General features: G+C 69.0%; 23 protein-coding genes. 13 read left to right on the plus strand and 10 right to left on the minus strand.

All coding sequences use genetic code 11. The annotated features are described in order from the left end of the window. Positions 1 to 5: 5 nt before the first annotated feature. From KF689_13335 to argC, 4 genes are all read right to left on the minus strand, one after another. Entirely contained in the window at positions 6 to 905 is a 900-nt protein-coding gene (locus KF689_13335) for an aldo/keto reductase (protein MBX3134359.1), read from the minus strand. 87 nt (positions 906 to 992) lie between these two features. Further along, complete coding sequence (locus tag KF689_13340; protein ID MBX3134360.1) at positions 993 to 2,153, minus strand: acetylornithine transaminase; 1,161 nt, start codon at positions 2,151 to 2,153, stop codon at positions 993 to 995. A 17-nt stretch (positions 2,154 to 2,170) separates the two neighbouring features. Continuing rightward, positions 2,171 to 2,947, minus strand: coding sequence for an acetylglutamate kinase (argB, locus tag KF689_13345; protein ID MBX3134361.1), 777 nt, complete (start codon positions 2,945 to 2,947; stop codon positions 2,171 to 2,173). Then, positions 2,944 to 3,906 (minus strand): N-acetyl-gamma-glutamyl-phosphate reductase, encoded by a 963-nt coding sequence (argC, locus tag KF689_13350; protein ID MBX3134362.1) that lies wholly within the window; start codon positions 3,904 to 3,906, stop codon positions 2,944 to 2,946. Before argC ends, argB begins: the two co-directional genes overlap by 4 nt. A gap of 95 nt (positions 3,907 to 4,001) precedes the next feature. Here argC and KF689_13355 point away from each other — a divergent pair, with 95 nt between their 5' ends. The 3 genes from KF689_13355 to KF689_13365 all read left to right on the plus strand — a co-directional run bounded on the left by KF689_13355 (position 4,002) and on the right by KF689_13365 (position 6,566). After that, positions 4,002 to 4,475, plus strand: coding sequence for an arginine repressor (locus KF689_13355; GenBank protein ID MBX3134363.1), 474 nt, complete (start codon positions 4,002 to 4,004; stop codon positions 4,473 to 4,475). 105 nt (positions 4,476 to 4,580) lie between these two features. Next, positions 4,581 to 5,966, plus strand: a complete 1,386-nt coding sequence (gene argH, locus KF689_13360; GenBank protein MBX3134364.1) for an argininosuccinate lyase — start codon at positions 4,581 to 4,583, stop codon at positions 5,964 to 5,966. Positions 5,967 to 6,110: 144 nt separating this feature from the next. Beyond that, a complete protein-coding gene (locus KF689_13365) occupies positions 6,111 to 6,566 on the plus strand; it encodes a hypothetical protein (GenBank protein MBX3134365.1) in 456 nt (151 codons plus the stop codon). Between the two features lie 59 nt (positions 6,567 to 6,625). On the opposite strand, the gene KF689_13370 is transcribed toward KF689_13365, so the two are convergent. Then, positions 6,626 to 6,835 (minus strand): cold-shock protein, encoded by a 210-nt coding sequence (locus KF689_13370; GenBank protein ID MBX3134366.1) that lies wholly within the window; start codon positions 6,833 to 6,835, stop codon positions 6,626 to 6,628. Between the two features lie 303 nt (positions 6,836 to 7,138). On the opposite strand from KF689_13370, the gene ispG reads away from it, so the two are divergent. Beyond that, the gene (ispG, locus tag KF689_13375) at positions 7,139 to 8,404 is read left to right on the plus strand and encodes a flavodoxin-dependent (E)-4-hydroxy-3-methylbut-2-enyl-diphosphate synthase (protein ID MBX3134367.1); all 1,266 of its coding nucleotides are present in this window, start codon (positions 7,139 to 7,141) and stop codon (positions 8,402 to 8,404) included. Between the two features lie 64 nt (positions 8,405 to 8,468). Here ispG and KF689_13380 read toward each other — a convergent pair whose 3' ends face one another. From KF689_13380 to KF689_13390, 3 genes are all read right to left on the minus strand, one after another. Continuing rightward, positions 8,469 to 9,128 (minus strand): HD domain-containing protein, encoded by a 660-nt coding sequence (locus tag KF689_13380; GenBank protein MBX3134368.1) that lies wholly within the window; start codon positions 9,126 to 9,128, stop codon positions 8,469 to 8,471. A gap of 72 nt (positions 9,129 to 9,200) precedes the next feature. Then, the gene (locus KF689_13385) at positions 9,201 to 10,859 is read right to left on the minus strand and encodes a hypothetical protein (protein ID MBX3134369.1); all 1,659 of its coding nucleotides are present in this window, start codon (positions 10,857 to 10,859) and stop codon (positions 9,201 to 9,203) included. Between the two features lie 101 nt (positions 10,860 to 10,960). Further along, positions 10,961 to 11,461, minus strand: a complete 501-nt coding sequence (locus KF689_13390) for a hypothetical protein (protein ID MBX3134370.1) — start codon at positions 11,459 to 11,461, stop codon at positions 10,961 to 10,963. 390 nt (positions 11,462 to 11,851) lie between these two features. Between KF689_13390 and KF689_13395 the strand changes: the two genes are divergently transcribed. Genes KF689_13395 through KF689_13435 form a run of 9 tightly spaced genes read left to right on the plus strand, consistent with a single transcriptional unit; the run spans position 11,852 to position 19,084 of the window. After that, positions 11,852 to 12,724, plus strand: coding sequence for an ATP phosphoribosyltransferase (locus KF689_13395; GenBank protein ID MBX3134371.1), 873 nt, complete (start codon positions 11,852 to 11,854; stop codon positions 12,722 to 12,724). After that, entirely contained in the window at positions 12,721 to 14,028 is a 1,308-nt protein-coding gene (gene hisD, locus KF689_13400; protein MBX3134372.1) for a histidinol dehydrogenase, read from the plus strand. Before KF689_13395 ends, hisD begins: the two co-directional genes overlap by 4 nt. Then, entirely contained in the window at positions 14,025 to 15,074 is a 1,050-nt protein-coding gene (locus tag KF689_13405) for a histidinol-phosphate aminotransferase family protein (GenBank protein MBX3134373.1), read from the plus strand. The genes hisD and KF689_13405 overlap by 4 nt, the downstream gene beginning before the upstream one ends. After that, a complete protein-coding gene (gene hisH / locus KF689_13410; protein ID MBX3134374.1) occupies positions 15,074 to 15,697 on the plus strand; it encodes an imidazole glycerol phosphate synthase subunit HisH in 624 nt (207 codons plus the stop codon). Before KF689_13405 ends, hisH begins: the two co-directional genes overlap by 1 nt. Then, entirely contained in the window at positions 15,697 to 16,410 is a 714-nt protein-coding gene (locus tag KF689_13415) for a 1-(5-phosphoribosyl)-5-[(5-phosphoribosylamino)methylideneamino] imidazole-4-carboxamide isomerase (protein ID MBX3134375.1), read from the plus strand. Before hisH ends, KF689_13415 begins: the two co-directional genes overlap by 1 nt. After that, on the plus strand, positions 16,407 to 16,961 hold the full coding sequence (locus KF689_13420) for an imidazoleglycerol-phosphate dehydratase (protein MBX3134376.1): 555 nt from the start codon (positions 16,407 to 16,409) through the stop codon (positions 16,959 to 16,961). Before KF689_13415 ends, KF689_13420 begins: the two co-directional genes overlap by 4 nt. Beyond that, the gene (gene hisF, locus KF689_13425; GenBank protein ID MBX3134377.1) at positions 16,961 to 17,725 is read left to right on the plus strand and encodes an imidazole glycerol phosphate synthase subunit HisF; all 765 of its coding nucleotides are present in this window, start codon (positions 16,961 to 16,963) and stop codon (positions 17,723 to 17,725) included. Before KF689_13420 ends, hisF begins: the two co-directional genes overlap by 1 nt. Further along, a complete protein-coding gene (hisN, locus tag KF689_13430; GenBank protein MBX3134378.1) occupies positions 17,722 to 18,483 on the plus strand; it encodes a histidinol-phosphatase in 762 nt (253 codons plus the stop codon). Before hisF ends, hisN begins: the two co-directional genes overlap by 4 nt. Beyond that, positions 18,476 to 19,084 carry a bifunctional phosphoribosyl-AMP cyclohydrolase/phosphoribosyl-ATP diphosphatase HisIE gene (locus KF689_13435; GenBank protein ID MBX3134379.1) on the plus strand — a complete coding sequence of 203 codons (609 nt, stop codon included), beginning with the start codon at positions 18,476 to 18,478 and terminating at the stop codon, positions 19,082 to 19,084. The genes hisN and KF689_13435 overlap by 8 nt, the downstream gene beginning before the upstream one ends. Here KF689_13435 and KF689_13440 read toward each other — a convergent pair. Beyond that, entirely contained in the window at positions 19,081 to 20,388 is a 1,308-nt protein-coding gene (locus KF689_13440) for an insulinase family protein (GenBank protein MBX3134380.1), read from the minus strand. The genes KF689_13435 and KF689_13440 overlap by 4 nt on opposite strands. Next, on the minus strand, positions 20,385 to 21,818 hold the full coding sequence (locus KF689_13445) for an insulinase family protein (GenBank protein MBX3134381.1): 1,434 nt from the start codon (positions 21,816 to 21,818) through the stop codon (positions 20,385 to 20,387). Before KF689_13445 ends, KF689_13440 begins: the two co-directional genes overlap by 4 nt. Between the last annotated feature and the right edge of the window lie 3 nt (positions 21,819 to 21,821).

The raw sequence follows: 21,821 nt of genomic DNA on the forward strand, positions 1-21,821 counted from the left end.
GGGAGTCAGTAGCCGTGGACCGCCAAGCCGGCGGCCGAGTCGAATTCCTGCGTGGTCTTGTAGCGCTCGAATCGCCCGTCGCCGGCCATCGCGCGCGCCTTCGCACGCACGGCGTCCATCTCGCCGGCGTGGAAGGGCTTGTAGGTGGTCGCCGCCTTGAGCGTCTTCTTGAGCACCGGGCTCGAGTCGCAGCCCACGAGTACGCTACTCACGGGCAACGACCACACGTAGCGGAACGCGTCGTCCACCTTCACGACCTTCGAGCCGTTCACGGCGCCGCCCGCCAACGCCTTCGTGCCGATCACCGACCCACCGCGACGGATCACCTCGGGAAGCACCTGCTTTTCAAAGGAGCGGAACGAGGCATCGAACGGGTTCAGCGGCATCAGCGCCACGTCCCAGATGAAGCCGCGCGCCAGCAGCTTGAGCGCGATGTGCGGCGACTTCTCCGCGTGGAAACCGATCCAGCGTGCGCGACCCTGATCCCGCGCTTCCTGCGCCGCATCGAGCCCGCCGTGGTCGTACATCCAATCCGGATCGTTGTCGTAGTTCACCTGGTGAAAGCTGAACACCTCGACCCGGTCCGTCTTGAGCACCGCCAACGTGGCCTCGAGTTGGGCCATCGACGTCTTGTAGTCCCGGAGGTACGCGGCGCATTGCCACACCAATGAGACCTTGTCGCGATAGCCGTCCTTGAGCGCCATCCCGACCCATTTCTCGGCGCGCCCGTCGGCAAAGCCCGGCGAAACCTCGAGCACGTTCACCCCGGCATCGATCGCTTCGCGGATGACGCGGATGGTCGCCTGCTGTCCAGCCTCGGCGAGCTGGCGTGTGCCGAGCCCGAGGATGGTGGTCGCGCCGCTGCGACCGAAACTGCGAAGCTCCAACGGAGGAGGTGCGCGCATATGCAGGGAGAGAGGGGATTCGCGTCCCTATGTTGGCCCCTCGCCGCGCATCCCACCAGAGGGGATGCGCCACGAAGTCGCCGGCGATCAGTCGATAGCCGTCTCGAGCAGGGCCAGGCCCTCGGCCAGGTCGGCCCGCGACATCACCAGTGGCGGGAGCAGGCGCAGGGTGTACTCACCGGCCGCCACCAGGATCAAGCCCCGGTCCAGCGCCCGGGCCACGACGTCCTTGGCCGGTTCGGTGACGTCCACGCCCCACATCAGCCCACGCCCGCGCGTCGCACGGACCTTCGGCGAGCGCGACGCCAGCGCCGCCAGCTGCTCGCCCAGCCATTCGCCCTCGCGTCGCACCTGTGCCAGCATCGCCGCATCGTGCAAGCGATCGAACACGTGGTTGGCCACGTGCGCCACCAACGGTCCGCCCCCGAACGTCGTGCCGTGGTCCCCCGGCTGGATGGCGTCGGCCACGCGTTGCGTGAGCAGCACCGCGCCCATCGGTAGCCCACCGGCCATCGGCTTCGCGACGGTCAGGAGGTCCGGCACGATGCCCGTGTGCTCATACGCGAAGAAGTGACCCGTGCGACCGTAACCGCACTGGATCTCGTCGAGGATCAGCAGGACGTTGCGTTCGGCGGTCAGCGCGCGGAGTTCACGCAGGAAGCCGTCGTCGAGCACGCGCATCCCGCCCTCGCCCTGGATGGGTTCGACGATCACGGCGGCGGTCTGTTCGTCCGAAATGACGCGCGAGAGTTCCTCGATGTCGCGCTCGTGGATATGGATCCCGCCCGCCAGCGGCCTGAACTGATTGCGATACTGCGGCCGATCGGTCGCGGCGACCGTCCCGAACAGTCGGCCGTGAAACGCCCCGCGCAGCGAGATGATTTCGTGCTTGGCCGGGCCACCGATGCCCCGGGCCCAGCGCCGCGCGAACTTGAACGCGCCTTCGTTGGCTTCGGCGCCCGAATTGCAGAAGAACACCCGGTCGGCGAACGAGGCCGCGATCAGCTTGTCGGCCAGTTGTTCACCGGCACGCGTGCGAAAGAGGTTCGAGGTATGGATGAGCCCCGTCGCGCTGGCCTCGGCAATGGCGGCGTTCACGCCGGCATCGTTGTAGCCGAGCGCGTTGACCGCGATGCCCGATGCGAAGTCGAGGTAGGCCTTGCCCTCGCTGTCGAACAGCCGAACCCCGTCGGCACGAACGAATTCCATTGGCGCGCGACGGTAGGTGCCGAGGAGGGAGTCTGTCATCGGAAGCGCGGCTGCGGTCACGGGTTGCCCTGGGTGGCTGGAACGGAGGAGACGATGGTGGTGCCGGCCTGCGGGTCGCCGAGGCACGCGAGGGTGCCGATGCGGATGGCGCCGACGCCGGCCTCAAGCGCGGCGACGGCCGCCTCGAGCTTCGCGAGCATCCCGCCCTGCACCACGCCGCGGGCGGCGAGGGCCTGGATTGCGGCAGGATCGAGTTGGGGAATGCGCTGGCCCCCGTTGAGCACGCCCTCGACGTCGGCGATGAAGCAGAGCTCCTGCGCCTGGAGCGCCACGGCCACGGCGGTGGCCGCGTCGTCGCCGTTGACATTGAGCCCGGCGCCGTCAGCCGAGTCGCGATCGCGTGCGAGTGGAGAGATGACTGGGAGCCACCCGGCGGCGAGGAGATCCGCGAGCACGCGGACGTCCGCGAGAACGTCGCGCCCCACCCGACCGAATGTCGGGTCGGTCACGCGGGCGCTGAGCAACCCCGCGTCCTCGCCGCTCAGGCCCACGGCGCGTACGCCAGCCGTCACGAGCTGGGCGACGAGTCGCTTGTTGACGGTGCCGGAGAGCAGCATTCGCACCACTTCGAGATCCGCCTCGCTGGTCACGCGGCGTCCGCCGACGAACTGCGGCTCGAGGCCGAGTCGGCGCTGCATCGCGCTGACGTCGTCGCCGCCGCCGTGCACGACGACGACGCGCGCGCCCGGTGCCTGCGCCGCTGCCGCGAGCAACGTCGGCAAGGCCGAATCACCCTGCGCGCGGCCGCCGAACTTCACCACGCGCGTCGTCACGCCGGCAGTCCCATCGTCTCGTCGAACCCCAGCATCAGGTTGGCGTTCTGCAACGCCTGGCCAGCCGCGCCCTTCATCAGGTTGTCAATCGCACTGAAGACCTGCAGCGTCGGCGTGCGCAGGTGCGACGCTGCGCGGACGGCGATGCGCGCCACGTTGCGTCCGCGCACCTGCCGGAGTTCCGGGAGGTCGTCGGTGACTTCGATGAACGGCTCGTCCGCGTAGCGCGCGCGGAAGAGCGCGAGTGGATCGGCGAGCGGTGCGCGGAGCGGCACCGTGATCGTCGCGAGGATGCCTCGGGCCGTCGGCAGCAAATGCGGCGTGAAGAGCAGGTCCACGTCAGCGCCCGCGTCGGCGACGGCCGCGCGCATCTCGTTCAGGTGGCGATGCGTGTTGCCGACGCCGTAGGCCCTGTAGTTCTCGGTGATCTCGCCGAACAGCAGGTCGAGTCGCGGCGTGAGCCCGGCGCCAGTCACGCCGCTGGCCGCGTTGATCGAGATCGTCGCGCCGGTCGCCACCTGCCCAGCCTCGAGCAGCGGCAGCACGCCCAACAGCGATGCCGTCGGATAGCATCCTGGATTCGCCACGACCTGCGCTCCGCGCACGGCCTCGCGGCGCCATTCGGTGAGTCCGTACGGCACCGACTCCGCCGCGCCGTTGCCGATGCGCAGGTCGTTCGAGAGATCGACGACGCGCGCGCCCGCGGCGCGCGCGCGCGCGACCCATTCGGCGCTGGCGCCGTGTGGCAGCGACGAGAACACCAGCGCCGCGTCCGCGAGCGGCGCGTCATCGGTCGCCACGAACGTGACGTCGCCACCCGGCAGCGCCAAGCGTTCCCCGCGCTGCGCGTTGGCCGTGGCAAACGCCAGCGACAAGCGGGGATGTTGCGCCACGAGGGCGCAGAGCTCGCGCCCTGCGTATCCGGACGCGCCGAGGACGCCGACTGGTGTTTTATGCACCGATAATGCATAATGATGCTGGGGCGCGCTGTCAATGCTCTGCTTCCCGCCGGCCGCTCCGCCGTGCTACACTCAGGCAACCTCGAGTCCGCCCTGTGACCGCCAATAAGCGCGAACGCCAACACGCCATCCTCGAGCTCATCGGCTCCCGTGAGATCGGAAGCCAGGAAGAGCTCCGCCAGTTGCTGCTCAAGCACGGCTGGGACGTCACGCAGTCGACGCTCTCGCGTGACCTGCGCGACCTGCGCGTCGCGCGAGTGCCGTCGCCGCAGGGCGTACGCTACGTCATCGGAGAAGCGGGGGGGGGCGGCGACGACGGCAGCCGCGCCCCGCTGGCCGGGATCCTGCCGCAACTGTTCCTGTCACTCGACGGAGTCGGCCCGCTCCTGGTGCTGAAGACGGTTATCGGCGGAGCGCAACCGGTCGCCTCGGCCATCGACTCCGAGTCGCCCAACGACATCCTCGGGACCATCGCCGGCGACGACACCATCCTGATGATTTGCCGCTCCGAGCAGGCCCGCGAGCGCGTGGCGCGGCGCCTCAGCAGCCTGGCCAAGCGCGCGCGCTGAGCGCGGGCGCCGCAGTCGCGCGCTGCGCGTGCCTTCCAATCGCATACTTATGCGTTTACGTTTCCTGCCGTACCGATATCGCGCCGAGCGTGGCGCAGGAGTCCCATCGTGAGTGCCAGCGACGGCGCGCATAAGCTCTGGGGTGGTCGCTTCGCTGGCGGTCCGGCCCCCGAGCTTGAGGCAGTGAACCGGTCCATCGGGACCGATATCCGCTTGTGGCCCTTTGATGTGCGGCTTTCGCAAGCGTGGGCAGCGGCGCTCGCGACGGCCGGCGTGTACTCGCCTGAGGAGGCGCAGTTGGTGCGCGAGGGGCTCGATCGGGTCGCCGCGCGAATCAGCGCGGGCGAGCAGCCCATCGCGTCTGACGAAGACGTGCACACCTTCGTCGACCGGTTGCTGCACCTAGAGGTCGCTGGCCCCGCAGGGCGGTTGCACACCGGGCGCAGCCGGAACGATCAGGTCGCGACGGATACGCGGATGTGGACGATGGATGCCATCGACCGCGTCACCGAATTGGTGCGGCAACTGCAGGAGGCAATCCTGCTGCAGGCCGAAGCGCACCGCGATGCGGTGATGCCGGCGTACACGCACCTGCAGCGCGCGCAGCCGGTCTCCGTGGCCCACTGGTTGCTCTCGCACTTCTGGGCCCTCGAGCGCGACCGCGGCCGCTTGGCCGCCGCGCGCAAGGCGGCGGCGGTGCTTCCGCTTGGCTCGGGCGCCATCGCGGGTTCGGCGTTCCCGATCTCGCGGGAGCAACTGCGTGAGGCGCTCGGCTTCGACCGCATCTCCGAGAACTCCATCGATGCCGTCGGCGATCGTGACTTCATCGCCGAAACTCTGTTCGCGCTCACGATGCTGGGCACGCATTGCTCTCGCATCGCGGAGGACCTGATCCTTTTTGGGTCGAGCGAGTTCGGTTTCGTGCGCTACGGCGACGCGTACTCGACCGGCTCCTCGATGATGCCGCAGAAGCGGAACCCGGACGCCCTCGAGCTCGCTCGTGGGTCGGGCGCACGGATGCTTGGCGATCTCGTGGCCTTGGTCGGCACGCTGAAGGGTCTGCCGAGCGGCTACAACAAGGATCTGCAGGAGGACAAGCGAGCGCTGTTCGACGCCGTGGACGGAATCTCGTTGTTGCTTCCGGCAATCGCGGGTTCAGTCGCCACGCTGCGCTTCGACGTCGCGCGGATGCGGGAGGCCGTGAGCGGGGCGATGATGGCCACGGACCTCGCGGACTACCTGGTGCGCAAGTCGGTCAGCTTTCGCGATGCGCACGGTGCGGTGGGCCGGCTCGTGCGCGAAGCGGAGGAGGCCGGCGTGGATCTCAGTGCCCTGCCCTTCAGCTCTTTCTCCGCGGCGCACTCGGCGTTTGCCGCGGACGTGCTTCGAGAGCTGTCGCCTGAGCAGTCGCTGCAGCATCGGAACGTCGCTGGCGGGACCGGTCCGGATGCGCTGGCGGCGCAACTGGCTGCAGCTCGAGAGCGGATCTAGCGACGCGGCGCGCTAGGTCGCAGATCGCGCAACCAGTTCGATACGAAGCACCTAGCTCTTAATAAGCTCGGATACCATTATTATTGACTGGCGGGGCTCGGCCTGTTGAGGTAGCTTTTTTCAATACTTTCGACAGAGTTTCTTTTGCGAGCCATCACTGCCGCAACCGCAGCTGCGATTCTTCAGGTCGACAGGAAGACCTTCGACAATCTGTTGCTCCGGATAGGCGATCACGCGCTACCGCGTGGACGCCAGGGCGTTGAACGGCGCATTCCTGTTGCGCTGATTGAAGAGCTTCTGCTCTCAAGGGACCTGACAGCGGCCCTCAACATTCCGGCGCGGGAGGCCTTTGTGGTGGCCCGGCGCCTGTTGGGACGCACCCCGGGCGCCGGCGCGCCGGACTTGGAGGCTGGCTTCGTGGGTAGCCTCCCCGTGGGGGAGTTCATTCAGCTCGGTGCAGACCTCGTGGCGCTGCGCGCGGAGCTGCAGGCGCGCCTGGAGGCCGCGGTCGAGGCTGTGGTGCGTCGCCCGCGAGGGCGGCCCGCGCGGTCGAAGCGCGGGCGGGCGGACCCGGCACCGTTCGCGCTTGGAGATGCCTAGATGTCAAACGGGGCCCGGAGCTTTCGCTCCGGGCCCCGCCCGATTGTGCCGGCTCGTGGTTACGAGACCTTCGAGACGTTCTCGGCAGCCGGGCCCTTGGCCCCCTGCACGATGTCGAACTCGACGGAATCACCCTCGGCGAGCGACTTGAAGCCGGTGCCCTGGATCGCGCTGTAGTGCACGAAGCAATCCTTGGTGCCGTTGTCGGGCGTGATGAACCCGAAGCCCTTCGCATCGTTGAACCACTTCACCTTGCCGGTCGTACGCATTCCCTACTCCTGATGATGTTGATTGATGCCGGGAGCGGAACGCGCCGCACCTGCACAATCGTACTCGCGAGACTGACGGATCCCTCGCGTTGGACCATCCTTCAGAATGCCTGAAGGACAGCTAAAGCTAGGCCGGGCGGGAACGTACCGCAATAGCACGGAGTTCCCGGCCGAACCGGGGCATTGCCGGGGGGCTCGAGTTCCCAGCTCCGCCCCGCAGGGCCTTCACGCCGCCTGACGCGGCGGAACCGTTGGGAAGCCCAAGCCGGTTCGCTACCATTGTAGGGGTCCGTCCGGCCCTCCCTGCCCCGCCCTTTCCTTCCCCGTCCGCCCGCCGTGTCCCCGTTCAAGCCGCGCCGCAAGTCCGTCACCGCCACCATCGGCAACGTCCAAGTCGGCTCCGACCACCCGATCGTGGTCCAGTCGATGACGAACACGGACACCGCCGACCCGGCGAGCACCGCGACGCAGGTCGCAGCGCTCTGGCGTGCCGGGTCGCAGATCGTCCGGGTCACGGTCAACAACGACGAGGCGGCGGCCGCGGTCCCGGAGCTGATGCAGCGGCTGGCCGACAAGGGCGTCGACGTGCCCATCGTCGGCGATTTCCATTACAACGGGCACTTGCTCCTGCGGAAGTATCCGCAGACGGCCGCCTTGCTCAGCAAGTATCGGATCAACCCCGGCAACGTCGGCACGAAGCACCGCGACGACAACTTCCGCACCATCGTGCAGGTCGCCGTCGACAACGACAAGCCGGTGCGCATCGGCGTGAACTGGGGTTCGCTGGACCAGGATCTGCTCACGACGATGATGGATGCCAACGCCGCGCGCGCGGAACCCCTCGAAGCGAAAGAAGTGTACTTCGAGGCGATGCTCGAGTCGGCGCTCCGCTCGGCGGCGCTGGCGGAAGAGACCGGGCTGCGGCACGACCAGATCCTGATCTCGGCGAAGATTTCGCAGGTGCAGGATCTCGTGACCGTCTATCGCCGCTTGGCGACGCGCTGCGACTATCCGCTGCACCTTGGGTTGACCGAAGCCGGGCTCGGGACCAAGGGCGTCGTCGCGACGACGGCGGCGCTGTCGATCCTGCTGAGCGAGGGCATCGGCGACACGATTCGCGTGTCGCTGACGCCGCGTCCGGGTGGTGACCGTAGCGAAGAAGTGCTTGTGGCGCAGCAGATCCTGCAGTCGTTGGAGCTGCGCTCATTCACGCCACAGGTGACGGCGTGTCCGGGCTGCGGCCGCACGACCTCTACGTTCTTCCAGAAGATGGCGGAGGACATCCAGAACTACCTGCGCGAGCAGATGCCTGTGTGGCGCGAGTCGCACCCGGGCGTCGAGGAGATGAAGGTCGCAGTGATGGGCTGCGTCGTGAATGGGCCGGGCGAATCCAAGCACGCCAACATCGGCATCTCGCTGCCTGGCACGTTCGAGGAACCGAAGGCGCCCGTGTACGTGGACGGTAAGCTGCGCGTGACGCTCAAGGGCGATCGCATCGTCCCGGAGTTTCTCGAGATTCTCAACGAGTACGTCGCGAAGACCTATCGTGCGTCTGCCGGCGCGCGCTAGGCGGCACGGCGCGAGGGGAGGGCAGGGAGGGGGCGAGGCCGACGGCCTCGCCCCCTCGGTGCGTTCAGCCCGTCTCGAGCGCGGCGACCAGCTCGGCGAGCTCGGCCACGATGGGCGCATTGAATCCGACCTCACGCAGTCGCGCCAGCACGTCGCGATACCACTGCAGCGTCCCGTCGCGTCCGCCGCCGAAGCGCCCCCACACGCTCTCCGAATCGATGGTTCGGCGCAGGTCAGCGAGGATGCTCCCGGCGTTGTGGACCTTGTCGGCCGCACAGACCCACCGTGCTTGCTCGCCCGCCTCGGCGAGACGCGCGAGATAGTCGGCACGAATCTCATCGCGCGCGAGTTCGACGCCGTCGTCATCGAGCTTGCGCTTGGTGACGGCGAGGACGGCGTGTAGCACCGGCTCGCCGAACTTGCTGGCGATGCGCTCCTCGAGCATCTCGCGCGTCCACCCTTCACGCACGCAATCCTCGACCACGTCGTGCAGGATGCCGGCGACGACCGTGTCCTCGTCGCAGCCGTAGCGCGTAAGGATCAGCGCCACGTTCGCGGGGTGCGTGAGATAGGGCAATCGCGTGCCCTTGCGCACTTGGCGGTCGTGGTGCTTCGCGGCGAAAGCGAAGGCGTGGTTGATGCGGTCGGAGTAGCCGGTCATCGCGTGGACGGGAACATAGTGGGCGCTCGCGCTCAGCGCACAGTTGGCGGCGGGGCGGTGCATCGTGAATCGCTCGTACGCGCCCGCGTTTGCCCGGTGCGGTTTGCAGCTGCAGGCCGGTCGTCTACGGTGCAATCAATCTAGGTTGGTGGCTTCAATGTATTTTTGTACTGGCTTTTTAATGGCTTCTTGAACAGCCTTAAACGAGCCACCCGGCGTACGGCCCTTTCGCTTCGACAACCACGCAGCGAGCTCGGCGCGCGAGGGCAGGGTCGGACGAGGCGCATCCCAGAGAACGAGGCTATGTACTGCGCCGGCGAGCTCCTCGACCTGCGCGGCCGCGTGGCGCAGTTCGGCGACTCGCGTTACGCCGAGCGTCGCGCAGAGGACAATTGGAGCCTCCGGCATCAGGGCCTGCGCGTACCGAAGATCTTTGAGGCTGACCGCAAGGATCGAGAACTCGAACGCCTCGCGGAAGGCGCGGAACTCTTCCGCCGCCCGCGCGGCGCGCTCCGGCTCGACGGGGTCACGCGTCGTGCCCGCCGGCAGCATCGCGATCGACAGGCCATCGCTCGACCCGACGTTGCGGGCGATTTCACGCCAGGTGAATGCGCCGGCCATTGCGTCGCTGACACCCGGCTCCGGGTGGTCGCGGAAGATGCGCGCGAGCGCAATCTGCTCGCTGTCCCACTCGCCCACCAAGGTCGTGCGGTGGTCGGCGGCGGCGGCGATCGCGAGACGCGCTCCCGCTGCCGCGACGATCACTGCGTCGTCGCCGGTGACAATGACGGTACGGGTGCGCGTGCCGGTGGAGGTGAGCTGCAGATAGAGCACGCGAAACGGATCGACGCCACTCGGACGAAACCGGAGCGGGCCGTCGGGCAGGGGATCGCGCACCCACGACAGCGCAGCGGCACCGACGGTGCGCTCGGCTTCGAGCGGATGGGCGAGTCGAGGATCTCCGAGTTCGCGCACCATCGCGAGTGCGAGGCGCACCACATACCCGATGATCACGAGCGCCATCAACGCCAGCCCGGGTGAGAGGAGCGGCACCTGTGCACGAGACGCGGCAGCGCGTTGGTCCGCCGCGTCGAGCCGCGCCTGTGCGTCGGCGTGCGCCTGGCGGGCTGCGGCGAGCGTGTCGCGTTCGGCCGCGACGATCGCCACCGCAGCCATCGTGTCGGCGCGCGGCACGGGTGGGGTAGGCAGCGCGGGCGCGATCGGGGCTTCACCGAGCGAACGCAACCGGAACTCCGCCATCGCGATGATCGTGCCCGCGAGCCGATACGCCTCTTCAGGTGTCGCCGCGATGCGGAAGGAATCGGCGGTCGCCTGCATCCGGGGGCCGTACGCCACGGCCGGCTCGGCTGCCAGCGCGAGGACGTTGGCCTGCGTGCGCGCCGCACGCGCCGCCGCGATGGCGCGCGCGAGTGGGCTGGCCTCGTCGGTGCCGGCGACACGCGGGCGCGGTGCCGGTGCGGCGGTAGCGGCCGCTCGCGCGGCAATGAGCACGGAGTCGGCCGCGTCCGCGCGCAACGTCGCGCGCGCGAGCACGGCCGCCGTACGCAGCGTGTCGGCGGCGGCGCGCTCCACCGCCGCGCGCAATTCGGAATCGGGATCGCCGGTCGCGACCGGCAACAGAAGCGCGACGACCGTCAGCACGCCGCCCACGCCCAGCCACCACCGCGTGAAGCGCCGCGTGCGCGCGACGGCCAGCGAGAGGCGCGCGGCCATCCACAGCGAGCCGGTCAGCGGCTGCCGAGGTGGGCGGGCGCGGGTAGTCGCAGGAGGCATCACGCAGAACTAGCGCAGGACGACGGCGAACGCAAACGGGCGGCGGCGAGCCTTGCTCGCCACCGCCCGTCGCGCACGCGCGCCGCGAGGCGCGCGACGGCTTACTGCACCGTGATGACGCCCTTCATGTTCATCGCGAGGTGCGGGGTGCAGTTGTACTCGTACTGCCCCGGCGGGATGTTCGCGAACGACATCGTGAAGCCCTCGCCGGCGGCGAGGTACATCTGCGAGGAGAGGTCCATCATCCGCGCGGGGCCAAGGTTGGCGTTGAGCTGCGCCTTGACCGCGTCGGCGAGGCCGGTGCCCACGAACGCCACGTTGTGCGGGAAGCCCGAGACGCCGACGAACTTGATGGCATCGCCCTGCTTGATCGTGATGTTGGCCGGCTCGTAGCGGAAGCCCTTCTCGTCGCCGAGCATCTTGATCTCGTGCACCGTGCCGGTGGCCGGCGCTGCCGTCGCAGCACCCGCCGGCGCCGCGGCCGGAGTGGCCTCAGCGGTTGCAGCAGGCGCGGTGTCCGCCGCCGGCTGGCTGTCGGAACCGCCGCCACAGGCGGCAAACAGAATCGCGCTCGCAACGAGCGCCAGACCCTTGAACTGCATTACGTGAGGCCTCCAGGCCGAACAATAAATGTGATGGGGTTGCTGCCGCAGGGAGTCCCTGCAGGTTGTGAAAAATATCACAATCCGGTTGGCAGTGCCAAGTGTAACCCTCCCAACGCCTTCCGAGTTCCAATTTCCTGAACAGCGTCTGGACTAGGCTTGACCCTCGGCTGCCCGCCCGATTAGGCTTCGCGCCATGACGCAGCGCCAGCAGCATCACGTCCACCATCACCACGGCCCGACGGGTCGGGGATGGCGGACGCGCGCGTCCGGGAGCCGATAAGCAAGCCGCTCCCCAGAGCTTTCGCTCTCCTCACCGACCCGTCCGGACACTCCGGACGGGTCGTTTTGCGTTTGCCCAACTCACGTTCACTCCTTCACGCGGTTTCGATGCTCCGACTTGCCATTCCCAACAAGGGGCGCCTGCACGACGACGCCCGTTCTCTCCTCGCCGACGCCGGGCTCGAGGTGCGCGCCTCCTCCGAACGCGCCCTCGTCGCCTCACTCGGCGGCGAGTTCGAAGCCATCTTCGTGCGTGCCCAGGACATCCCGGAGTTCGTCGCCGATGGTGCGGCCGACGCCGGCATCACGGGCCGGGATCTCGTCGCGGAGTCTGGTCGCCCGCTTGAAAGCCGATTGGACCTCGGCTTCGGCCGCTGCCGAGTGGTCGTTGCGGCCAAGGACGACGGCAGCACGCGTCGTGTGGGCGACATTCCTGACGGCGCACGCGTGGCCTCGGTGTTCCCGCGACTGACCGAACGCTTCTTCTCCGAGCTCGGCAAACGCGTGCAGCTGGTGCCGGTGTCCGGCGCAGTCGAGATCGCGCCGCACCTAGGCATCGCCGACGTCATCGTGGACCTCACGTCCACGGGATCGACGCTGCGCGTGAACGGCCTGCGTGAACTGGGCACCGTGCTCGAGTCCACCGCGCATCTCGTCGTACCGAGCGCGGCGAACGGACGTGCGCCGAATGGAGAGCGCGACGTCGCGCTGCGCGAGCTGGTTGACGCGTTGGCATCGGTGCTCGCGGCGCGCGGACAGCGCTATCTGATGGCAAACGTGCCGCGGAGCCGCCTCGACGACGTGCGCCGCTTGCTCCCCGGCATTTCGGGCCCGACGGTCATCGACGTGATGAACGGCGGCTCCAAGGTGGCCGTGCACGCGGTGTGTCCGGCCGCGGGCATCTACCGCACGATCAACGCGCTCAAGGCGATCGGCGGCGAGGGCATCCTCGTGACCCGCATCGAACGGCTGCTCCCGTGACGCCGCTCGACTTTGCCGCTCGCGGCCCGCTCGCAACGCTCGGCGCCGACGCGCGGCGCGCTTTGTTCGACCGCGGCACATCGAGCGACGATGCCGTCCGCATCCAGACGGCGGAGATCGTCGCGCGCGTCCGCCGTGACGGCGACGTTGCGCTCCGCGATTTTGCGCGTGACTTCGACGGCGTCGTGCTCGAGCGCATTGAAGTGCCGCGCGCCGCGTGGACTGCCGCGCTGGACGCGCTCGAGCCAGCATTGTGCCGTGCACTCGAGCGCGCCGCCGACAACATCCGCACGGTGCACGAGGCGTTTCGTCCGATGGCCCGTGAGGTGACCACGGCCGACGGCGCCATCATCGGCCGCCGGCCCGATCCGCTCGGCCGCGTCGGCGTCTACGCACCCGGTGGGCGCGCGACGTATCCGAGTTCGTTGCTGATGGGCGCGGTGCCCGCGCGGGTGGCGGGCGTCGGTGAGGTGATCGTGTGTTCACCGCCGGGCGCGAACGGCCTGCCGAGCGATGTGCTGCTCGCGGCCGCACGCATCGCGGAGGTAGATCGCGTTTTCGCTGTGGGCGGCGCCGGCGCCGTGGCGGCGATGACGTTCGGCACCGAGAGCGTGCCGTCCGTGGACCGCATCGTCGGGCCAGGCAACGCTTTTGTGGCCGAGGCGAAGCTGCAGGTCTCCGGTGTGGTGGGCATCGACTCGCCAGCCGGACCCAGCGAATTGCTGGTCGTGGCGGACGCGTCGGCGACGCCCGCCGTCGTCGCGCGGGAGATGTTGGCGCAAGCGGAGCACGACCCGATGGCGGCGGTGGTGCTCGTCACGGATTCTCAGGCGCTGGCCGACGCGGTCGCGATGGAACTCGAGGGGCGCACCGATGCCGAACCGCGAGCCGCGGTGATCCGCTCGGCGTTCGCCGCGCGCGGAGGCATCCTGACAGTCGCCACACTCGACGAAGCGGTCGCTTTCGCCAACCGATGGGCGGCCGAGCACCTGCTGCTGGCCGTCGCAACGTCGGAGCAGGATCGGCTGCTCTCGGCGTTGCGCGGTGCCGGGACGGTCTTCGTCGGCGAGACGGCCAGCGTGGCCTTCGGCGACTACTTGAGCGGCGCCAACCACGTGTTGCCGACCGGCGGACTGGCGCGTGTGTGGTCGGGACTCTCGACGCTCGACTTCGTGCGCTGGACGACGTGGCAACGCATCGACCGCGCAACCGCGCGCGCCCTGGCGGCCGACGTGGACCGCTTCGCGATGGCCGAAGGATTGCCTGCACACGCCGCCGCCGCGCGGCAATGGAGCGATGCGTGACGACGACCCGCGAAGACCTCGCCGCCGTTCCGCTCTACGCACCCCAGCCGTTGGCGGGCGTAGACCTGGACCTGCGGGACAACGTGAATCTCTGGGGCACTCCACCCGCCGCGCTTGCGGCAGTGCGGGCCGTGGAACTGGCTGACCTGCGCGAGTATCCGAACGGCAGTGCGTCAACGCTCGGCCGGCTCGTCGCCGAGCGCGTGGGAGTCGGCACCGAGCAGGTGGTGCTGGGCTGCGGCAGCGACGATGTAATTGATGCGTGGCTGAGGGCCGTCGGTTCGTCCGGCGACATCGTCGCGCACGCCGACCCGAGCTTCTCGATGGTCCCGACCTTCGCGCGGCTCAACCGCCTGCGCCCGATCGGCGTGCCGTTGACCGCAGATGGCCCGATGGACGTGGACGCGTTGTTGGCCACCGGGGCGCCGCTCATTTATGTGTGCTCGCCGAACAATCCGACGGGGACGGTCACGCCGCGCGCGGAGCTGTTGCGGCTGTTCGACCGTGCGCCGGGCGCGGTGCTGCTCGACGAAGCCTACGCCGAGTTCAGCGACGCGCACGACCTGCGCGCGGAGGCGGCGCGCCGACCGAACGTGTTGGTGACGAGGACATTCTCAAAGGCCTGGGGCCTGGCCGGACTTCGCGTCGGATACGGCGTCGGCAGTGCCGCACTCGTCGCAGCCGTCACCAAGGCGCGTGGCCCATACAAGGTGAATGCGATGGCCGAGCGCGCCGCCGCCGCCGCGTTGCGCGCGGACGTCACCTGGGTGGAGGACGCCGCAGGTGAGGCGCGTGAGGTTCGTGAGCGCTTCGCCGACGGGCTGCGCGGCCGGAAGGGCGTGACCGTATGGCCCTCGGAAGGCAACTTCGTGTTCTTGCAGGTAGACGGCCGCGCAGCCGACGTCGCGGAACGTTTCAGGGCGGGTGGCATCGGCGTGCGCGCTTTTACGGGCCTGACGGGGATCGGCGATGCCGTGCGCATCGGGGTGGCGCCGTGGCCGCAGATGGCGCGCGCACTTCGCGTGGCGCAGGAGATCTGGCCGTGATGCGGATCGCCATCTTCGATTACGGCGCCGGAAACCTGCACTCGCTGACGAAGGCCTTGGCCGACGCAGGGCGCGAGGTGCGCATCGAGACGGATGCCGCGGCAGCCGTCCGTGGCACGGACGCGCTGGTGCTGCCGGGCGTGGGTGCGTTTGCACCGGCGGCCGCTCGGCTCGCACCTGGTCGTGACGTGATGCGCGCGGCGATCAAGCACGGGCTGCCCACGCTCGGCATCTGCCTGGGAATGCAACTGCTGTTCGACGCCAGTGATGAAGGCGCGGGTGACGGGCTCGGAGTCGTTTCCGGGCGCGTCACCAAGCTCGCTGCGGACCGGCTTCCGCAGATCGGGTGGAACGCGCTCGACGATGCGCGCGACCCGCTCCTGACGGCGAGCGGGCTCGCGATGGCATACTATGCGAACAGCTTCGCGTGCCGACCGACCGATACGACGTCGGTCATCGCCTGGTCGACGCACGAGCGCGATCGTTTCCCGGCAGCGGTGCGGAGCGGCGCCTGCGTCGGGGTGCAGTTCCATCCGGAGAAGAGCAGCCAGCCGGGCCTGCGGTTCCTCGAAGCGTTCCTCGCCGCGGCTCGCCGCGGCGCCCCAGTCACCGAATCCCTGTAATGCTCGCAATCCCTGCAATCGACCTTCGCGACGGCCACTGCGTGCAGCTCGTCGGCGGAGACTATGCCAACGAGGCCGTGCGCCTCGACGAACCGTTGCGCGTCGCCCAACGCTGGGTGGCGGCAGGCTTCACGCGACTGCACATCGTGGACCTCGATGCGGCGACGGGCCGCGGCAGCAATCGCGACCTCGTGCGGGAGATGCTGCTGCGTGCCGCTGTCCCGGCACAGGTGGGCGGCGGCGTGCGGAACGGCGAAGCCGTGCACGCTCTGTTCGAGGACGGCGCTGACCGGGTCATCGTCGGCACCCGCGGCGTGGAGGATCCTGAGTGGCTGGCGGAACAGGCCGCGCGCGCGCCGGGACGCATCGTGCTGGCCGCGGACGTGAAGGGCCGGCGCGTTGTCTCGCGTGGCTGGGAGAGCCAAACCAATCGCGAGATCCTCGATCTCGTCCGGGAGGTCGAAGCACTGCCGCTCGCCGGCCTGCTCGTGACGGCCGTCCAACAGGAGGGCAAGATGCAAGGCACCGACCTGACACTGATGGCCGATGTAGCCGAGGCCGCTCCGTGGCCGCTCATCGCCTCCGGCGGCGTGGGCTCGATGGCCGACCTTCGCGCGCTCGAGGACCGCGGCGTGGCTGCCGTCGTGCTCGGGATGGCGCTCTACACCGACGCGCTCGATGCGCGTCTCGTGGCCGAGGAGTTCTCAGAATGAAGTCCCAATCCGCTCCGGTAGTCGTGGAACGCCGCACGAAGGAAACGCAGATCCGCGTCGAGGCAAGGCTGGGCGATGGCACGGCCACCGTCGACACGACGGTGCCGTTCCTCGACCATATGATGGTGGCCCTGGCGAAGTACAGCGGCGTGGACCTGCAAATCACGGCCCGCGGCGACTTGCGGCACCACATCATTGAAGACGTCGCGCTCACTGTTGGACCGGCAATCGCCGGCGCCATTCCGGCAACGGCAGCACGCTACGGCGAACGTACCGTCCCGATGGACGAGGCGCTCGTGCAGGCCGTGCTCGACGTCGGCGGGCGCCCGTACTATGAAGGACCGATCCCCAGCTCGCTGTATGAGCACTGGATGCGCTCGTTCTGTGACGCGGCGCGCTTCACGCTGCACCTGCGCGTGCTGCGCGGCGAAGACCGGCACCACATCGTGGAGGCGGCGTTCAAGGCGCTCGGCTTCGCGATCCGCGAGGCCGCGCGCGAGAGCGGTGCGGTGTTCAGCACCAAGGGCGCCATCGCGCTGGAGGTCGAGTGATGCTGACGCGACGGCTGATCGTATGCCTCGACGTCGATCGCGGGCGGGTCGTGAAGGGCACGCGCTTCGTGGACCTGCGCGATGTCGGAGACCCGGTCGCGCTCGCCGAGCGCTATGAGGCCGAAGGGGCGGACGAAATCGTCTTCCTCGACATCTCGGCGACGCACGAGGCACGCAGCACCACGCTCGACCTGGCGCGCCGAACGGCCGAGCGGCTGTTCATCCCGCTGACGATAGGTGGTGGCATCGATTCCGCCGACGCGATGGCGGCGGCGCTCCGCGCCGGCGCCGACAAGGTCGCGGTCAACAGCGCGGCCGTGCGGCGTCCGGCGCTGATCACCGAGGGCGCCGAACGCTTCGGCTCGCAGTGCGTGGTGGCGAGCATCGATGCCGCGCGGGACGGCGACGCGTGGAAGGTCTTCGTCGCCGGCGGGCGCGTGCCCACGGGGCTCGATGCCGTCGCCTGGGCCGCCGAATGCGCCCGGCGCGGCGCCGGGGAGATTCTCCTCACGAGCATCGACCGCGACGGCGCGCGCGATGGCTACGACCTGGCGCTCACGCGTGCCGTCGCCGCCGCAGTGACCGTGCCGGTCATTGCATCGGGGGGCGCGGGAAGTGCCGCGCACGTACGCGCCGCCTTGACCGACGGCGGTGCCGATGCGGCTTTGGTGGCGGGCATCCTGCACGACGGCAGCACGACGGTCCGCGCGCTGAAGGACGCGATGCGCGAGGCGGCGTTGCCCGTGCGTGGAGTGGCGGCGTGAGCAAAGAACTGCTGACCGCCGCCGAGGCCTTGGCCCGCCACATCGGCGCCGTGGCGCTCGGGCACTACCGCTCGCTGCTCAAGGTCGAGACCAAGCCGGACGGTTCTCCGGTCACGATTGCCGATCGCGAGGCCGAGACGGCTGCGCGCGAATGGCTTGCGCAGCACTATCCGGATGACGGCATCCTCGGCGAGGAGCTCGGCGCGCTCGAGGGCAGCAGCGGTCGCACGTGGGTGATCGATCCGATTGACGGCACCAAGACCTTCGTGCGCGGCGTCCCGCTCTGGGGGTCCTTGGTCGCGTTGGTGCGGGGCGAGGATGTGCTGGCCGGAGCGGCGTTCTTTCCGGCGGTCGACGAGCTGGTCGTCGCGGCGCCGGCGCAGGGCTGTTGGTGGAACGGCCAGCGCGCGCGTGTCAGCAACTGCGCAACGCTCGCCGGTGCCACCGTGCTAATCACCGACGAACGCAGCTTCCACACGGCCGCCAAGCGCGACGGCTGGCGCACGCTGACCGGCGAGGCCTCGCTCGCCCGGACCTGGGGCGACTGCTACGGCTACTTGCTGGTGGCCACCGGACGCGCCGAAGCGATGGTGGATCCGATCGTGAACCCGTGGGACGCCGCGTGCTTCCAACCGATCATCACCGAGGCCGGCGGGGTGTTCACCGACCTTGCGGGACGCGCGACCGCGTTCTCGGGATCGGCGATAGCGACCAACGCCGCGTTAGCGGCTTCGATTCGAGACTACTTCGATGATTGACCTCGACCAGTTGGACTTCCGCAAGGGCGGTGGCTTGGTCCCCGTCGTGGCGCAGGACGTGCGCAGCGGCGCCGTGCTGATGGTGGCCTACGCGGACCGCGAGGCCCTCGAGCGCACGCAGGCGAGCGGCGAACTCCACCTGCGGAGCCGGGCGCGCGGCGCGTGGCACAAAGGCGCGACGAGCGGCAATGTGCTGCGCGTCCGCGCGCTCGTCGCCGATTGCGATGCGGACACAGTCCTCGCACGCGTCGAGCCCGCCGGACCGGCCTGCCACACCGGAAGCACGAGCTGCTTTGGCGCGACGCCACCCGGGGACGCGCTCTCGGCGCTCGATGCGACGATCAGTCAGCGAATGGAGGAGGCCGCGCCGACCGGCGCCGGCTACACGCAGCGCTTGCTCGGGGACCGCAATCTGCGGCTCAAGAAGATCGGCGAGGAAGCCAGCGAGCTCGTCACGGCTTGCGCCGACGGCGACGCCGCGCGCGCAACCGAGGAAGCGGCTGACCTGATCTACCACACGCTGGTCGCGCTGCGGGCGGCGGGCGGTTCGCTGGATGCCGTGCGCGCCGTGCTGGACGCCCGCGCGCACGGCGCGCGCTAGAAGCCCATCAGCCGAAAGCGATTGACCTGCTGCGGATTCCCGATGTACGCGAAGCGGACGTTGCGCATATAGGTGCGCGCGACGCGCTGCACGTCCTCACCGGTCACCGCACGCAGGTCCGAGACGAAGCGCTCGGCGGCGCGGAAGTCGCCGCGGTAGAGTTCGGCGCGGGCGAGAAAGTCCGCTTGTGCGCCTGACGTTTCGTTGTCCACGAAGTACTCCGTCAGGAACTGCTGGATGAGCGGCCGCAGGTTCTCCGTCGGAATGACGAACTGTTGCAGCGCGCGGATCTCGGCGCGCATCAGCCCGAGCGTGGTGTCGGGCCGCGTGGTCGTGACGTAGAGTCCGCCCGAGGTCAGGGCTTCATCGCGGAAGCGCGCCTCGACGGCGTAGGTGAGGTTGCGACGCGAGCGGATCTCGGCGAAGAGCCGTCCTGAGAGAATCGCCGACGCGACGCGCAGGGCCGGGACGTCGGGATGGCCGGCTGGTGGTCCCTCGAACCACCCGAGGACATAGTTGGTCGGGAGGCGCCGCGGCTCGATATGCACCGCCGATCCCGGTCGCGCTGCGCCGGCTGGCGGAGCGGTCCAGGTGTAGTCGCCGCGCGGCAAGGTGCCGAGCGTCGAGGCCACCATCGCCTGCAACTTGGCACGCGGGATGTTGCCGACGATGACCAGCAACATCCGCGAGGTCACCATCTGTTCGCGATGGAACGCGAGCAGGTCGTCTCGCGAGATGCCGCGAATCGACCTTGAGGTGCCGACGGGTGACAGCCCGTACGGATGTCCGGCGAATGCGACGCTGTCGGCCAAGTAGGAGAGCAGGGCGTCCGGCGAATCGCTGCGTTGGTCGAGGATCGCGACACGGTTCTCGCGCACGAACTCGACGTCCGCCGCCGTCAGCGTGGGCCGGAGCAGGCGGTCCGTATAGATGCTCCACGTCGAGTCGAGCCGATCGGTGGTCGTGCGCATCCCGAAGATCGTCCAGTCGTTCTGCGCTCCCACGCCGATCTCACTGCCCGTGCGGGCCATCGCGCGGCGCAGCTGGTCGCCGGGATAGCGCTGCGTTCCGCGCCCCGTGACCTCAAGCAGCATCGGTTCGATGCCGGCGGTACGGGCGCTCACCAGCTGCGTGCCACCGAGCAGGTACAGGTTGGCGACGACGAGGTTGTTGTTTGTCTGGCGGTGAATGATGCGGACGCCAGCGACCTCGAAGCGGATGGTCCCCGTGTCCGGCAGCGCTTGCGCGACGACGACGCTCGGGGCGACCGCAAGCAGCAACAGGGCGAGTGCGCGGCGCATCATCGGCGGGCTCCGAGGTCGGCGAGGTCGGCCTCGCTGAGATTCAGCGCGCGCCGCGCACCCCGCGGCAGCATCACGCCGGTGATGTGCGGGCGGTCCACGATGTAGGTGCGGGCGTAGCGCTGGAGGTCGGCCTCCGTCTGCCGCGCCATCTCGTCGATGTACCGCAGGTGATAGTCGAGCCCGATGACGCTCCACCAGAACCCGATCGTGTGCGAGTTCTCGGTGCTCCGCTCCTGGCCGAAGGCGGTGGTGACGGCGCGATTGGCCTTCACCGCCTCGAGCTCTTCAGCGGCGAAGTACCCAGGCTCGAGCGTCGCGCGAAGTTCGGCGTGCAGTGCGACCAGCGCCTCGCGGAGGCGTTCCGGCGAGGTCTGCCCGCTGACCGTGATGGGCCCGACGTGATTCAGCGTGTAGTAGTTGACGACCACGCCCTGCCAGAGACCGCTCTCCACGAGACGCTCCTGGAATCGTGACGACGGTTGGTTGAGCACATCCGAGTACACGTCGGCGGCGAAGGTGGCCGCTTCATCCTTGGAGGCGCTCGGCCCGTGCCACTGGATCTGCACGGTGACGGCGTTCACGTCTTCCTCGACGATGAGGCCCTGGTTTGCACGAAGCGGGGGCACCGGCGGGATGGGCGCGCGCGCGAAGGGATCCTCGCCGCGCGGCCAGTCCCCGAAGACGCGCTCGGCCAGCGCAAACATCGCGTCGGCCCGTACGTCACCGGAAATGATGACCGCCGAGTTGTTCGGCACGTAGTAGAGATCGCGGATCGTGCGCATTTGCTGCGGCGTGACGTTCTGGATGACGCTGCGGTCGCCGATGGTGTTCTTGCGGCTCCAGAAGTCGCCCCAGAGCTGGCGGCCCATCGCCTCGTCGAGCCGGAACCACGGAGACGACTCGGCGCGGTCGTACTCCCCGAGCACCACCTGCTTCTCACGGTTCAGCTCGTCGGCGCGGAACTGCGCCCCGCGTAGCGCGGCATTGAGGAAGCGCATTCCGCCTTCGACCGAATCAGAGACGACGGTCACGTAGTAGTTGACGAGCTCCTCTCGCGTGGTGGCGTTGAAGAGCGCGCCGAGGTCGGCCGCGCGGTCGAGGAAGGCGTCCGGTTCCGGATAGGTATCGTTGGCCTTGAAGAACATATGCTCGAACAGATGCGCGAGGCCGGCGTACTCGGGCGGCTGCGTGAAGGCGCCGTTCTTGACGACCAACTCGATGGTGGCGAGCGGGACGCCACCGTTCGGCACGACGATGACCTCGAGTCCGTTGGCCAGCACGCAACGCTGGATGGTGCGCTCGAGTTCGGCCCGCTGCGCGGCGACGGGTTCGGCCGAAGCCGCCAACGTCCCCAACAATGCCAGCGTCATCGCGATGGCACGCCATCCACGGCTGGCGGCTCGCCTCGCGCCCGCGTTGATTTCCCGCATCCT

It is taken from the genome of Gemmatimonadaceae bacterium (assembly GCA_019637355.1).
GTDB lineage: Bacteria > Gemmatimonadota > Gemmatimonadetes > Gemmatimonadales > Gemmatimonadaceae > Pseudogemmatithrix.